Source organism: Acinetobacter sp. ABJ_C1_1 (assembly GCF_044684115.1).
Classification (GTDB): Bacteria; Pseudomonadota; Gammaproteobacteria; order Pseudomonadales; family Moraxellaceae; genus Acinetobacter; species Acinetobacter nosocomialis_A.
In genome coordinates this window covers 32,132-47,336 of record NZ_JBITPU010000011.1, presented here as the reverse complement: position 1 = coordinate 47,336, position 15,205 = coordinate 32,132, and the positions used below count along the sequence as shown (strand labels likewise).

General features: G+C 36.3%; 13 protein-coding genes. 9 read left to right on the top strand and 4 right to left on the bottom strand.

Translation table 11 applies throughout. From position 1 onward, the window contains the following. Positions 1 to 110 precede the first annotated feature (110 nt). From ACG59Z_RS13025 to ACG59Z_RS13010, 4 genes are all read left to right on the top strand, one after another. A complete protein-coding gene (locus ACG59Z_RS13025) occupies positions 111 to 1,127 on the top strand; it encodes an aspartate carbamoyltransferase catalytic subunit (RefSeq protein WP_263613292.1) in 1,017 nt (338 codons plus the stop codon). Between the two features lie 11 nt (positions 1,128 to 1,138). Continuing rightward, the gene (locus ACG59Z_RS13020; RefSeq protein ID WP_400199753.1) at positions 1,139 to 2,374 is read left to right on the top strand and encodes a dihydroorotase; all 1,236 of its coding nucleotides are present in this window, start codon (positions 1,139 to 1,141) and stop codon (positions 2,372 to 2,374) included. A gap of 213 nt (positions 2,375 to 2,587) precedes the next feature. Beyond that, positions 2,588 to 4,006, top strand: coding sequence for an OmpA family protein (locus ACG59Z_RS13015; RefSeq protein ID WP_400199752.1), 1,419 nt, complete (start codon positions 2,588 to 2,590; stop codon positions 4,004 to 4,006). 103 nt (positions 4,007 to 4,109) lie between these two features. Beyond that, entirely contained in the window at positions 4,110 to 4,889 is a 780-nt protein-coding gene (locus ACG59Z_RS13010; RefSeq protein ID WP_400199751.1) for a Rossmann-like and DUF2520 domain-containing protein, read from the top strand. Positions 4,890 to 4,902: 13 nt separating this feature from the next. Here the strand turns inward: ACG59Z_RS13010 and ACG59Z_RS13005 are convergent, their stop codons facing one another. Next, the gene (locus ACG59Z_RS13005; RefSeq protein ID WP_263613296.1) at positions 4,903 to 5,529 is read right to left on the bottom strand and encodes a glutathione S-transferase; all 627 of its coding nucleotides are present in this window, start codon (positions 5,527 to 5,529) and stop codon (positions 4,903 to 4,905) included. A 370-nt stretch (positions 5,530 to 5,899) separates the two neighbouring features. Between ACG59Z_RS13005 and ACG59Z_RS13000 the strand changes: the two genes are divergently transcribed. The 3 genes from ACG59Z_RS13000 (at position 5,900) to ACG59Z_RS12990 (ending at position 8,663) form a co-directional block, all read left to right on the top strand. Continuing rightward, positions 5,900 to 6,817 carry a hypothetical protein gene (locus tag ACG59Z_RS13000; protein WP_400199750.1) on the top strand — a complete coding sequence of 306 codons (918 nt, stop codon included), beginning with the start codon at positions 5,900 to 5,902 and terminating at the stop codon, positions 6,815 to 6,817. A 133-nt stretch (positions 6,818 to 6,950) separates the two neighbouring features. Further along, positions 6,951 to 7,937 (top strand): hypothetical protein, encoded by a 987-nt coding sequence (locus tag ACG59Z_RS12995; protein ID WP_400199749.1) that lies wholly within the window; start codon positions 6,951 to 6,953, stop codon positions 7,935 to 7,937. Between the two features lie 156 nt (positions 7,938 to 8,093). Further along, positions 8,094 to 8,663 carry a hypothetical protein gene (locus ACG59Z_RS12990; protein ID WP_146134248.1) on the top strand — a complete coding sequence of 190 codons (570 nt, stop codon included), beginning with the start codon at positions 8,094 to 8,096 and terminating at the stop codon, positions 8,661 to 8,663. A gap of 55 nt (positions 8,664 to 8,718) precedes the next feature. On the opposite strand, the gene trmB is transcribed toward ACG59Z_RS12990, so the two are convergent. Next, positions 8,719 to 9,435, bottom strand: a complete 717-nt coding sequence (gene trmB / locus ACG59Z_RS12985; protein WP_400199748.1) for a tRNA (guanosine(46)-N7)-methyltransferase TrmB — start codon at positions 9,433 to 9,435, stop codon at positions 8,719 to 8,721. A 145-nt stretch (positions 9,436 to 9,580) separates the two neighbouring features. On the opposite strand from trmB, the gene ACG59Z_RS12980 reads away from it, so the two are divergent. Together ACG59Z_RS12980 and ACG59Z_RS12975 are read left to right on the top strand one after the other, a co-directional pair. Beyond that, on the top strand, positions 9,581 to 12,019 hold the full coding sequence (locus ACG59Z_RS12980) for an ExeM/NucH family extracellular endonuclease (RefSeq protein WP_400199747.1): 2,439 nt from the start codon (positions 9,581 to 9,583) through the stop codon (positions 12,017 to 12,019). Between the two features lie 208 nt (positions 12,020 to 12,227). Beyond that, entirely contained in the window at positions 12,228 to 12,839 is a 612-nt protein-coding gene (locus tag ACG59Z_RS12975) for a glutathione binding-like protein (RefSeq protein WP_000781338.1), read from the top strand. Between the two features lie 62 nt (positions 12,840 to 12,901). Here the strand turns inward: ACG59Z_RS12975 and ACG59Z_RS12970 are convergent, their stop codons facing one another. Both ACG59Z_RS12970 and ahpF read right to left on the bottom strand, forming a co-directional pair. Continuing rightward, positions 12,902 to 13,246, bottom strand: coding sequence for a hypothetical protein (locus ACG59Z_RS12970; protein ID WP_191108487.1), 345 nt, complete (start codon positions 13,244 to 13,246; stop codon positions 12,902 to 12,904). A 173-nt stretch (positions 13,247 to 13,419) separates the two neighbouring features. After that, positions 13,420 to 14,985: an alkyl hydroperoxide reductase subunit F gene (ahpF, locus tag ACG59Z_RS12965; RefSeq protein WP_400199746.1), complete on the bottom strand. Its 1,566-nt coding sequence runs from the start codon at positions 14,983 to 14,985 to the stop codon at positions 13,420 to 13,422. Positions 14,986 to 15,205 lie beyond the last annotated feature (220 nt).

The following is a 15,205-nucleotide window of genomic DNA, read 5'->3' as shown; positions in this document are numbered from 1 at the left end:
CTAAATTTTCTGGTCAATTTAGGGTCTTATTCTGTAAAGTTCTTCTGCGAAAAAGCTGGAATTCAGCTACACTATGCACGTTTTCGCGATTCGACCCATAGGAATCCATTATGCATATTGCAGCGTTGCATCAACCGAGCCAGGTTCAGCTCAATCAAGACGGAAATTTAAAACATTTTTTAACGATTGAGGGCCTTTCAAAAGAAAACCTCACTAAGATTTTAGATACCGCGCAAAGCTTTTTAGACGATAATAATAATTTAATCAACCGCCCGCTTTTAGAAGGACGGACGGTGATGAATCTCTTCTTTGAAAATTCGACTCGTACCCGTACTACTTTTGAAGCAGCAGCAAAGCGTTTGTCTGCCAATGTATTGAACATTGATATTGCACGTTCAAGCACATCTAAAGGTGAAACTTTACGAGATACGCTTTGGAACCTTGAGGCAATGGCTGCAGATATATTTGTAGTCCGCCATTCATCTTCGGGTGCTGCACATTTCATTGCTAAAGATGTATGTCCAAAAGTCGCAATTATTAATGCCGGAGATGGACGTCATGCTCATCCAACGCAAGCGATGCTTGATATGCTCACGATTCGCCGTGAAACAAAAAAACCATTTGAAGACTTAAGTGTTGCCATTATCGGTGACATTAAACACTCTCGCGTAGCACGTTCAGATGTGGCAGCACTTCAAACTCTTGGATGTAAAGACATTCGTGTGATTGCTCCGAATACATTATTGCCAGTTGGTTTTTCAGAATATGGTGAGCATGTTCGTTTGTTTAATAACATGGACGAAGGCATTACAGGTTGTGATGTGATTATTGCTTTACGTATTCAAAATGAACGTATTGATTCACCAGCGTTATCTTCGCAATCTGAATTTTACAGAATGTATGGCTTAAACAAAGAGCGCCTTAGTTTAGCTAAACCGGACTGTATTGTTATGCATCCCGGTCCAATGAATCGTGGGGTAGAAATTGATTCGAGTATTGCCGATGGTGAACAGTCTGTGATTTTAAAACAAGTCACTAACGGTATTGCAGTTCGTATGGCTGTACTGGCGTTGTCTATGCAAGGGCAACTTCAAGAACAAGGTTTAATTGAAGCGATTGCGTTGTAAGGATGGATCACATGAGTATTGTAAAAATTGAAAATGTACGTGTGTTAGACCCAATCCAAAAAACAGACAGCGTACAAACTGTATATATTCAAGACGGTAAGTTGATTGCTCCAGTTGAACAGGTTGAACAAATCATTGATGGTCAAGGCAAATGGTTAATGCCAACCATGGTTGATTTGTGTGCACGTCTGCGTGAACCAGGTCAGCAACAGCATGGTACGCTTAAATCTGAAGGGAAGGCTGCACGTGCTAATGGTATTTTGCATGTCATTACCCCACCAGACTCAAAGCCAATTGTTCAAGACAATGGCGCCCTCATTCATGGCTTGGTTGAAAAAGCTTGGCTTGATGGTGGTATTCACATGCATATCATTGGTGCTCAGACTCAAGGCTTAAATGGTAAGCAACCAGCAAATATGGCAGGCCTTAAAAAGGGTGGTTGTACTGCTGTATCAAATGCGAATGCTGCTTTTGAAAATGATGATGTTGTTGTACGTACATTAGAGTATGCCGCTGGTCTTGGTTTAACAGTCGTGTTCTATGCTGAAGAACCGCAACTTGCTAAAGATGGCTGCGCTCATGAAGGTTTTATCGCATCGCGTCAAGGTTTGCCGATGATTCCTGCAATTGCTGAAACTGTAGCGATTGCAAAATACCTGCTTATGATTGAAGCAACAGGTGTTAAAGCTCACTTCGGTTTGTTGTCTTGCGGTGCGTCGGTTGAATTAATTCGTGCAGCAAAAGCAAAAGGTTTACCTGTCACTGCCGATGTAGCAATGCATCAGTTGCATTTAACAGAACAATTAACTGATGGCTTCAATTCACTTGCACATGTTCGTCCACCATTACGTTCTGAGCAAGATAAAGAACTTTTACGCCAAGGTTTAAAACAAGGTGTCATTGATGCAATTTGTACACATCATGAACCTTTAAGCAGTTCAGCGAAAATGGCACCATTTGCTGAAACTCAACCGGGTATTAGTGCATTTGATACTTATGTAGCTTTAGGTATTCAGCTTATTAATGAAGGTTTGTTTGAGCCGCTTGAGTGGGTTACTAAAGTAACAAGTGCTCCTGCACAGGTAGCAAACATGACTGCGCGTTGGCAAGCTGAAGCAGGGTGGGTGTTAGTCGATCCTGAATTAAGCTGGACCTTAAGCAAAGACACTATTTTATCTCAAGGGAAAAACACGCCATTACTGGGTCAAAACCTTACTGGTAAAGTGTTACAGACTTTTGCTATGTAGTTTCTAACAGCTAAAAGCTTATTCAAAATATAAACAGGTAGATCATAACGATCTGCCTGTTTTGTAAATACTAGATGGAAAATTGTATATAAATTATTTAAAAGACAACAAAAGATTTCGAGCGCATTAGAATAAAAAACTATCAGCAAATAGAAGTATTTGAATAATCAAAAAATTGCTGGTTACGACGTATAAGATTCGGGAGAATAAACAATGTCGATAAACCCTATAGAACTGCTTAAAGAAAAAGTATCATCAACAATATTGAATAATCAGGATGGATTCCTAGGCGAAAAAACTAACGCGCTCTCTAAGTTTTATCCAATCTTACTTTCACTATTAGCTGCTAAACCTGATCTTATTGGACAATTGAAAAACAGTGTAGCTCCATCATTATCAGATCTTTTTTCTCATAATGACCAAATCAAAAATACTGTACTGACTCATTTAAGTGGTACTGCGCCATCTGCTGAGATTGAAAGTACACTTAATAGTGCAATCAAACCTAGTCTTAATACGATTTCTGAAGTTGCCGGAAGTGATCAACAAAGCATTGTGAACTATTTACGTCAGCATACTGAAACAATCCGTTCATACTTGCCGGGGTGGGCAGTTGGGCTTTTGGCGCCATTAGGTATTGGTGCGGGTTTATCATCAGTAACTTCATCAACAGCACCTCCGCTTGCAGCAGCAACGGAAACGACTGGTAAATCTCGTGGTTTCTTACCTATTATTGCGCTTATTATCCTTGGGTTATTAATTGCGTGGTTATGGCGCTCTTGCCATCATAAAGAGGCGACACCTGTACCTGAAACTGCTCCTGCAAGTGGTGTAGCAGCCGCTGCTGCTGCACCTGCTACCTTAACTTTAAGTACAGACGATAAAGGTGCTGTGAGTCAATGTCAGGCAGGCATTGGTGATCAGGGCTTCTTGGCGACCTTACAGACTCAAGTTAAAAAAGTTCTTTCAGCGACTAAAGACTGTAATGTCGATACTAGCCAAACTTATGCTGCTGCATTTACCGATAAAGATGCATTAGCGGGTGTGCTCGGTGCATTAAAAGGTGTTCCAAATGCGTCTTTAGAATGGGTAGGTGACAAAATCACATTGAAAGCAGGTGATGCAGCAGCTTTAGAAGCTTTAACAGCAAAAGTAAAAGCACTCGTTCCTCATACTGAGGTTGTTTCAGCTGCACCACAAACAGCTGAGCAATCTGTAAGTAATAGCTTAACTGCTTCACAAACTGCTTTAGGCTCAATTGACCCGAACAATGTAGATGTAAATGCTTTAGTTAAAGCGCTTAACTTACAAATTATTAACTTCGCGAGTGGTTCAAGTGAAATTCCTGCAGATAACAAAGCCATTCTTGACCAAGCTGCAACACTGTTAAATAAAGTGACTAGTGTGAAATTAAACGTAGGCGGTCACACTGACTCAACAGGTAATGCTGCTGCCAATAAAGCCCTTTCTCAACGCCGTGCACAAGCTGTTGTAGATTACTTGGTTTCTAAAGGAGTAGATGCATCTAAACTTGTTGCCGAAGGCCATGGTTCAGAAAACCCTGTTGCAGAAAACACAACTGAAGAAGGACGCTTTAAAAACCGTCGTATTGAGTTTTCAGTAGCTCAATAATCAATAGATTCATAAAAAAATCTGATTTTATTGAATTCTGATTTGAAAAAAGCTTCTCATTTTGAGAAGCTTTTTTTATAGAGATCAATATTGTTGGGTTGACATGAAAATCAGTTTGTTAGGAAGTGGCCGTGTTGCTTTTCATTTGGCAAAGGCACTTTTGGCTAAGGGGCATAACATCGTACAAGTCTATGCACGTGATTTTGAGAAAACCCAGAAGTTTGCAGAGCAAATTCAAGCAAAAGCATGTCAGTCTCTTCAAGAGTTTCAACCAAGTGATTTAATTATTTTAGCTGTTTCAGACAGTGCTATTGCTGAACTTGCAACGCAGGTACATGAGTTATTTGCCGAAACGCTTATGGTTCACACTTCAGGTAGTACCAATATTGAAGTTATTAGTAATATTCATAAAAAAGCTGGAGTGTTTTACCCTTTGCAAACTTTCAGTCTTGAAATAGACGTTGATTGGCAAGCCACGCCATTATTTGTAGAGGCGACCAATAACGATGATTTAGTAATACTTTCTGATTTAGCAAATAGCCTAAGTAATCGAGTATATCAATACACTTCAAAACAACGTTTAACTTTACATTTAGCGGCTGTGTTTGCTTGTAATTTTAGTAACTACTGTTTTGATATGGCTAAACAGATTGTGGATGCAGAACAAGTCGACTTTAGCTTGCTTTATCCATTAATTGTGGAAACAGCAAAAAAAGCCTCTGAAAATGATCCGAAACAAATGCAAACTGGACCTGCGGTAAGGGGTGACCAGAATATCTTGGCAATGCATCAGGGGTTATTAGCCCAAGCAGAACGGGATGATTTAAAACAGGTCTATCAACTTTTAAGTGATGGCATCGTGAAGCGCCATCACTCAGTTTAAAGCTTATTTAAAATTAAGGTTCGCCGTTATTTCCCCATTTCAAGAAACCCGCACGTTGATTTAAACGTTCAAAATATTGGTCGACATGTTTAAGTGTTGGATGGTCAAAAGGAGTGGCCTTCCAGCGCTGTACAGATAGACCAATTGGAATATCCGCTAGAGTGAACTCAGTACCTGCAACATAGGCTTGAGTTTTTGCAAGTTGTTGATCGAGAATCTGCATATGACGATTCCAATTATCAATACCTTGTTGTAATAAGTTTGGATCTTGATGATCTGGAGAATGTCTAAGTAGAGACATAATCGTATAGGTCCAGCTGTTATTTAGCTCGATCGCTTGCCAATCAATCCACTGGTCAACAAAGAACCTTTCTTTTGCTTGAGTAGGGTAAAGTTTATGCTCTTTATCGTAAGCATTGGCGAGATAACGGATAATACTGTTGGACTGCCAAAGGACTAAATCGCCATCTAAAACAACAGGAATTTGACCATTTGGGTTTAATTGCAAATATTCTGGTGACTGTGCAGAACGAAAGCCTCGACCCCAGTCTTCTCTTTCATATTCAAGATTTAATTCTTCACATAGCCATAAGACTTTGCGAACGTTAATTGAGTTATCGCGCCCTAAAATTTTTAACATGTTGTTATCTGACTTTTCGTGAGTTTAAGTAAATTGAATGTAATACAGATTCTTTAATTTTTTAAGATTTAAAAATAAAAAGATACCAGAACAAATACTAGCTATAAGAGCATAATTTTTTTGATATTTATTATTCTTTTGTGGTGAAAATATACAGATAGTTTTGTATAGAAAGTGTTAAAATAATGTATTGAAAATGAAAATATAAATTTTGAATGTATCTTAATTTTACAATTGATGATCAAGACAAGATCATAGGGGAAGACGTAATCCAAGCATGCCAATTCGGCGAGTCGTTTTCTCCAACTTAAATTACACTGTTTTGTATGAGAATTTAAAATAGTATTTTAGATAGAGAAAAATATTTTATATGTTTAATTTATTATTAATGGGGCTTTCAATTTTTTTTGGATTTTTTTTAATCTTATGGTTAATTTTTAAATTTCTTCTTCTTGTGGTTAGGAATATCTATACAAAGTATATTTTTCTAGGATTATCCTTAATTTTACTTTTAATGTGGGGTAGCTATTTTATTGTAAAAAATTATGAACAAAGAAAAATAGAGAAAAATTTTTGTTTGCAAGCTAAAAATTTTAATACAAATCAATTGTATGAAAGAGCGATGGCAAGTTATTTTCAGAGTTATAAAGATGATATCATTTTTAAAAAAACGAAAGATAAAGTAGATGATAATGAAAAAAGTGATAATGCTACTTATAATCTATTTGTTTTAAAAGAAAATATTCGTAATCTTGATGACTTGCAAAATGCTTTTAAAAGTCAAATTGAAAATCCATATAATACAATTAATTCTAAAGTTACTGTAGGAAAAAGAGGAAATAAAATACTTGATGAGGATTTGGTATTAGATGGTATTTCTCATGGTAGTGTTGTGGTTTTAATAGGGTTTTCAAAAATACGAGACAATATTGACGTAAATAATAAAAATCTTTATCAGCAACTCAATAATAAAAATAGTTTTTTATTGACACTTTCTTCAGATGGGGATAAGAATAATCAAAAATTTTATCCATATAACTGTTGTAGTATTATGAGTTATGAGAGTGTAATTAAAAATAAGGGGGTTAGTCATCTTTCTAAGCAAAAAATAACTAAATATTATTTAATAGTTTCTTATTATAGATATAAAATTAATACATTTATTAAGGACATGAAATATATACCACCTAAAGAAATTTATATTGAATCTCAGGCACATCCTATTGATGAATGTGGAAGGGTTTATTTTAATGTTTATCTTTCTGTAGAAAGATTGAGTGTTAATTGAAGTTGGATTAGGATAAATAATGATATGTAATATAGTTTATATTAAAAATTATGAATTATTGTCTTTATGTTAGTTTTAATGTTTTGATTAATTGTGAAGCGTGAAGGTTGTTTGGGCTTGAATGGGGATTAAAATGAAGAAATATAAAATATTATTTTTTACTATATTGGTGTTTTTCGTAATATTTGATTTTTTAAATAATAAATATTACGAATATATAATTAATAAAAATGAAGAAAAAGGATTTTGTACAAGTGAGAATAAATATCTTACTGATGAAGAAAAGTTAATAAATTTAAAAGCAGATTTTTTGGCTATAGAAATGGAACATTGGATTAGAGATGGTCGTGAAGGATTTAATGTGAATGATAATGTAATGTATGTTTCTAAATTTAATTTTAATAATAAGGAAGAAATTATTGAAGTGATAAGTACTGCAAAAATAGATAAAACATTTGAAGAGAATATGGATGTTATAGCAGTGGCAACAATGCAGGAATATTATAATAATAAAGATTGTAAGAAAGATAAAAGAAGATGCAAAGATTTAAGAGAAAATAAGAATAATTTAAAAAGTTTATGGACAAAAGATAATCGTGTGGATATTGATTATTTGAAAAGCTTGCTAATGAACTATTCTGTAATAACTTATGGGCGAACAATTTATCCACTTTCAAGTTTGAAAAAAATAAGTAACAGTAATTATAGTATAGATGAATACTCTATTGATAAGCTTTGTTGTGATAATAAAGAAATCCTTAAATCGATTAAAACAATCGATTTAAAAATGATAAGGAATATGAAAAGAATGGAAGAAGGTGAAAAAATTTATAGTACCAAAGAACCTGATTTAAATTTGGATCAAATTGATGGCCAAAATATTGATAATATTTATATTATGAAGTTATATGAAAATTTAGCACTTAATGAGCCAGAACAAGTCCAAAGATATGGATTACGTATGAGTATAGGCTCTTTAAGACGTGATATACATCCAAACGTTAGAAAAATATTAGTCACAGCATGTGGCACTATTTCAGAAGAAGAGCAAATATTTAACTCTAGTGAAACTCAAAGTGGCGAAGATATTTCATTGAGAAAAAGAAATAAATTATATTAATTAAATGTGTTGTCAGTTGATTTTTAAATGAAAAACCTAAACTCTAAGAGCTTGTACTTATTATTTTTAATTTTTTACTCAGTAGGAGTCCTCTATTGGGTAATAAGTAATAAGAGTTTTTATGGAATAAGATTTTTATCTATATGGTCTATTGTGATGATATGGATTGTAAATTTCAATTCAATTTTTTTAAGTTATAAAGTGAATTTTTTTAAAAAAATTAATTCTTCTGTAGAAATAAAAATTAAATTTTTTTTGATGGTCTTTTTTTTAGCTCCTTTGGTTACAGGGCTACCTGAAAAAATATCAATTTTATTTTTTTATAATATTGAGGAAGGTTATAGAGAATCAGAAACTCATAAAGTTGAAGTTGCAGGTTATTTCAAAACGGGAACCTCTAAACAAGGAGGAGACACTTGGGCTTATGCTGAGGATCGAGAGAATAAAAGAATAAATTATGTAATGGTATGCAACTTAATATCTAGGGTTAAGTGTGATTTAGGAGGTTTAAAAGGAGAGAAAGCAATTGTTAAATTAAAACAAGAAAATAGCTATCCGTTAAAAAATATGAGTGTAGTTTATAGATTTGAAAGTAAAAATCTGAATATGGGGGAAAATGAATTAATAGAATTATATAAGGAAAATAAAAAATTTATTTCCTATTTTTTATTCTTTATTTATATTCCATCAATTTGTTTTTCTTTTTTAATCTTAAAGAAACTTTAAAAGGCATTAAATACTAATATTTAATGCCTTCATTTTTGTCTCTAATAGTTAAATTTTACTTAATCTTCTTAAAGATAAAGTCATTAATCTTATGACCTGACTCAATACCACGGCGTTCAAACTTAGTCACTGGGCGCCATTCTGGTCGGGGGTAGCTGTTACCTTTACCTGCTAAGTTTTCAAGGTTTGGACGGTTGTCGAGTACATCAAGCATCCATTCTGCATATGGTTCCCAATCTGTTGCTGCGTGGAAAGTACCACCAAGCTCAAGTTTTTGTTCAACCAGTTGCATACGCTCATGAATAACAAAACGGCGTTTGAAATGACGTTTCTTTTGCCAAGGGTCTGGGAAGTAAAGTTGTACACAGTTAATACTGTTGTCTGGCATTTCACGTAAAACTTGAATCGCGTCTGCATCGAGTACACGTAAGTTTTTAAGTTCCGCCATACCTGCTTCATATAAACATTGAGCAATACCAGGTACGTGTACTTCAATACCTACATAGTTGCGTTCAGGGTTGGCTTTTGCCATAAGCACTAATGAACGACCCATACCAAAACCGATTTCAACAGTTAAAGGACGTTCTGGATGTTCGAAGTGCTGACGTAAGTCACCAACGGGGTATTCCAAAATTAAATCGCGATGTTGTTCTAATGCCGTGCGTTGAGACGTATTAAGTGGTGCTGAACGACGCATAAACGTCACAATTTCACGGTGTTCAGGCAAATTGTCTAAGTCTGCAATTTGCGTTTCTAACTGATCGATCGACATAACCTTGGCAATATTGAAATTCAAATGCGGTATTTTAAGTCTTCAGGTGGTCAAGTCAAATATTTCGGTGTTTTTCTTCATGTAGATGTCATGATCAATATTTAATCTAAGAAGCTGATTAAAACTCACATGAACAATTTTACTCATGAAAACTTTTCAGTTAAGAACACTTTCGGTTTTTTTAAGTGCATTTGGTGCATTTTCATATAGCTCAGTTGCTCAAGCACAGCTTATGTTTAGCCAGTATGTTGATGGCAGCAGTAATAAAAAAGGGTTAGAGATTTATAACCCAGATGGAACTACTGTTAACTTAGCAGACTATGAAATTCAACAGTTTAATAATGGTGGTACTGCAAAAACGGTGACTTTCCGTTTACAGGGTACACTTGCGAGTAAGCAGAAGTTTTTAGTGGGCCGCTCAGAGCTACAAACTGAACTTGGCAATAAAGTAAATCAAGTAGCTGCCTTGTCTTTTAATGGTGATGATGCAGTTGTACTCGTTTATAAAGGCACACCTGTCGATCGTTTTGGACGTATTGGTGAGCGACCTGAGGCAGGTTGGGGAACGGCTGTTTCAAGTTTGGGAAATAGTTTTAAACGTATTGAAACTGAAAATCCAGCTTTAAGTATTGACCCAACCGCAGCATTTGATTTGGACCACTCATGGACAGCATGGGCAAACCGAAATGATTTTTCAAATCTATCGGGTTCTACTACTCAGCCGCCAGTGCAAACGGTGAGTTGTTCGAGCTCAGATACACCCATTGCCGATTTAGCAACGTCAACACAAAACCAGACTTATACAGTGCGTGGTGTGATTACTGCTGACTACCGTTATGCCAATGGTTTCTCAGGCTTTTATATTCAAACACCTGACACCAAAGCACGTGCAAATGTGAGCAATGCCATTTTTGTTTATATTCCAAATAGTAGCACGGTAAAAGGTGGCCAAGTTGGTGATGAGGTTATTTTAAGAGGTCGTTTAACAAGCTATCAAAACCAGCTACAAATTGATCAATTACAGCAAGATATTCAAAGCTGTAATAGCAATATGGCAAATCAGGTTCAGCCAATTAGCTTGGAGTTACCATTTACTAGCTTAGCAGGCGGTTCAACAAATTCTCCGCAGCGTTATCAAGGGATGTTGGTCAAATTACCTCAAGCTTTGACGGTAAGTGAAAACTATAACTATGGCCGTTATGGTGAACTATCGCTGAGCTTAGGCCGCTTATATATTCCAACCAATTTATATCCTGCCTTGTCGCCAGAAGCGAAAGCTTTAGCTCAGAAAAATTTATTATCGAAAATTATTTTTGATGATGGATATAACAACCAAAATCGTACTTCGTGGTTACCAACAAATTTTAGTGCTGCCAATACATTACGTTCAGGTTATCAGCTTAAAAACGTTGAAGGGATTTTAGAGTATCGTTTTAATGGCTGGCGCGTACAGCCAGTGCTTGGGCGTACTCAACCAGAAGTTGTTACCCAAACAAATCCACGTCAGGGTGTCCTTACAAAAAATGCTAATCACATTCGTGTAGCTTCATTTAACGTTTTGAACTATGACAATGGCGCAACAGGTTTTCCAACAGAACGCGGTGCAAACACAAAAACAGAGTTTGATAAACAACACCGTAAAATTGTAAGTGCATTAAAAGCGATTGATGCTGACGTATACGGTTTAATGGAAATTGCCAACAATGGTTATGGTCCAAACAGCGCAATTGCTCATTTAACAAGTGCATTAGGTCCAGACTGGAAATATGTGGTTCCTGAAAACTTGGATCGTTTAGGTGGTGATGTTATTGCTGTTGCGATTATTTATAACAGTAAGCGTGTTAAACCTTTAAACAAACCTGTTGTGCTGGACTTGGGTGATAAAAACCGAACGACCTTAGCACAAACTTTCCAAGCTGTTCGTGGCAATAAGACATTTACTGTTATTCCAAACCATTTAAAGTCAAAAGGTTGTACTGGAGTAGACGCGAACTCTACTGACGCTGATCAAAATGATGGTCAAGGATGTTGGAACCCAACCCGTGTGAAAGCAGTTGATCAAATCGTGCAGTGGCTCGCGAAAAATCCAACTCAAGTTCCTAAGCAAAATGCTTTACTCGTTGGAGACATGAATAGCTATGCAAAAGAAGCACCAATTTTAGCTTTTGAAAAAGCCAACTATAAGGTTTTACTCAATGACGCTAAGATTGGGCAGGGTGCTCAGGCATATAGCTATGTTTTTGGTGTGGCAAGTGATGCAAATGGCAATGGTGGAGCGGGTAACTTAGACCATGCAATTGCCGATGCAGATTTATATTCAAAAGTAGTTCGTACTTTTGCTTGGCATATCAATGCAGATGAGCCAACGGTTCTAGATTACAACGAAGAATATAAAACTGATGAGCAAAAGGCTCTGTTTTATGGTGAAGATGCCTATCGTTCTTCGGACCACGACCCTGTCATTGTCGATCTAGATTTAAATGGTAAAGATTCAAGTCATCCTGATAATGGCAACAAAAATCCTATTTTGGATTTCTTAAACCAATTAGTGGAATGGTTTAGCCAACTTTTTAAACATAATTAACGGTAAAAAATGCGTGATGGGAATGTGTTTTATCATATTTTAAACAATCGTCACGCAAGACAACTTGCAAGGTCCAACTTTTTCAAGAATATTAGATAGTGTAAGTAATTTATAAATTTACGCTTTTTTACAATTAAGGAATTGTACAAACCTTGCAGGTTTTTTAGAAGCAATTTAAAACGTTAATGTAAGATAAGAAGGATCAGATATGAAATTATATTATTCGCCAGGCGCATGTTCTTTAGCTGCACATATTATTTTAAATGAAATTAATGTTGATTTTGATTTAGAACGAGTAAATTTAAAAACACATAAAACAGAAAAAGGTGCAGATTATTACGAAATTAACCCGAAGGGCTATGTACCAGCTTTAGAAATTAACCCAGGTTTGATTTTGACTGAAAACGTGGCGATTTTACCGTTCCTTGCTCAGCATGATCCTAAACAAGATTTGATTCCTCCTTCAGGCTTAGGCCGTGCGAAAGTGTTGGAATGGTTGGGTTATTTGAACTCTGAACTACATGATGCTTATGCGGTATTTTTTGGGGCGCCGTTAACAAATGATGAAAAGACCAAAGCTTATGCTGAAATCGACCGTCTTTTAAAATATATCGATAATTATTTGGCTGAGTCGGATTATGACTATTTAGTAAATGATAATTTTGGTCCAGCTGATGCATATTTATTTGTTTTAACAAATTGGTCAAATTCAATTGAGCATGATTTAACGCCGTATAAACATATTATTGCATTACGTAATAAAGTTGCTGAGCGCCAATCTGTACAAATTGCGATGCGTGATGAAGGTTTAATTTCATAAACGATTTTAAACCTATTAAAAAAGCCCCTAATCAATAGGGGCTTTTTTATGTTGAATATAACTTAGTGTTGAGCTTTTTCTTTTACATCAGCAGCTGCATGTTCAACAGCTTGAGCTGTGTCAGCAGTTGCTTTACGCGCAGTCGCTTCAGTTTGTGCAGCAGCATTTGCAGTTTTATCGGCAGCGTGGTCAGCAGCAGCATCAATTTTAGCTGTAGCATTGTCTGTAGCAGTTGCAATATCGCTCGCAGCTTTGTCACCCGCAGATTTAATATCAGCGGTTGCTTGTTTAGCAGCATTTTCTAAATGTTCACCTGTAGTCGCGCCAGTTTCTGGAGCTTTATCTTTATTACAACCAACAAGGGCAACAGTCGCAGCAAGACCTAAAGCAACAAGTAATTTATTCATTGTGTTTTTCCTTCTAATTCATGGCATCCAAAATTATGGATGTCTAAAATATAAACATAAAGTAACTGATTAATAAAGATCAAAAATTGTTAAAAAGTTGTAACTTCAATATTAAAAAAGCCTAGCATTTTGCAATGCTAGGCTTTCGTTCAAGAAGAAGGAGCTAACCAGTTTTACTGCCCAGAACGAATGATGTAATCAAACGCAGAGAGTGATGCTTTAGCACCTTCACCGGTAGCAATAATGATTTGCTTGTAAGGCACAGTGGTACAGTCACCCGCAGCAAATACACCTTGAACATTGGTTTCGTTGCGGTCATTGACAATGATCTCTCCACGGTTGGTTAACTCAACTTCACTGTCTTTTAAGAAGTCAGTGTTTGGTAGTAAACCAATCTGTACAAAGATCCCTGCAAGCTCTACCACATGCTCTTCATCAGTGGCACGGTCTTTATATTTAAGACCAGTCACTTGTGAGCCATCACCTAACACTTCTGTGCTTAACGCATTCATAATTACAGTGGTGTTTGGCAAGCTATGTAATTTGTTTTGCAAAACTTGGTCAGCACGAAGTTTTATATCGAACTCAACCAAAGTCACATGCTCAACAATCCCTGCAAGGTCAATTGCAGCTTCAACACCTGAGTTACCGCCACCAATCACGGCAACACGTTTGCCTTTGAACAATGGACCATCACAGTGTGGGCAGTACGCGACACCACGGGTACGGTATTCTTGCTCACCCGGTACATTCATTTCTCTCCAACGTGCACCTGTTGAAAGGATCACAGTTTTCGATTCAAGTTTTGCACCGTTTTCAAGTTCAACTTCAACCAAGCCATTTGCTGTTTGGTTTGCACCTGTGATTTTGCTAACACGTTGCAAGTTCATGATATCAACATCATATTCACGAACGTGTGCTTCCATTTCGGCAGCAAACTTAGGACCTTGGGTCTTTTGCACAGATGTGAAGTTTTCAATGTCCATGGTGTCCATCACCTGACCACCGAAGCGTTCAGCTACGATACCTGTGTTAATGCCTTTACGTGCTGCATAGATTGCAGCTGTTGCACCTGCAGGTCCACCACCAATCACCAATACATCAAAAGCATCTTTGGCATTGAGTGCTGCTGCATCTTTTTCAGCTGAGTTGGTATCAAGTTTCGCCACAATCTCTTCAAGGGTCATACGACCTTGACCGATGTGCTGATTGTCCTGAAACACCATTGGCACAGCCATGATTTTGCGTTGCTCCACTTCGTCTTGGAAGAATGAACCATCAATCATGGTTGCTGTGGTGTTCGGGTTATAAATCGCGATCAGGTTAAGCGCCTGTACCACATCCGGACAGTTATGACAGCTTAACGATACAAACACATCAAAGTTTGCTTTGAGGTTTAAACCTTTAATCTGGTTAAGCACTTCATTTGACACTTTAGGTGCATAACCAGACACTTGTAACAGCGCCAAGATCAAAGATGTAAACTCATGGCCCATCGGTAAGCCAGCAAAGAACACACGAGGTTGTTCACCTGCTTTAGCCACACCAAAGCTTGGACGACGTGTATTGTTGCCATCAAAACGGGCCGTTACTTTCTCAGAAAGTTCAGCGATTTCTGTCACTAATTCTTTAATTTGAGCTGCCTTATCTGATTCATCTAAAGCAGCAACTAATTCGATTGGACTTTCTAAACGTTCTAAGTAAGCTTTTAATTGAGTTTTAATGTTTTGATCTAACATCTGTTTTTACTCCAATGCATCCAAATTCTTTCAATAGATGCATAGTACGTGAAAATACAAAATAGGTGAAACAGTATGTTTTTATATATTTGATCGGTTTTTTGAATTATTAAATCTATTCATAAATAAGATCAATAATTTATCTCTAAACGCTCTTTATTACTCTTTTTTATCTTTTAAAGTGAAAGTATTTAAAAATTTATATATGTTATATGGCTGT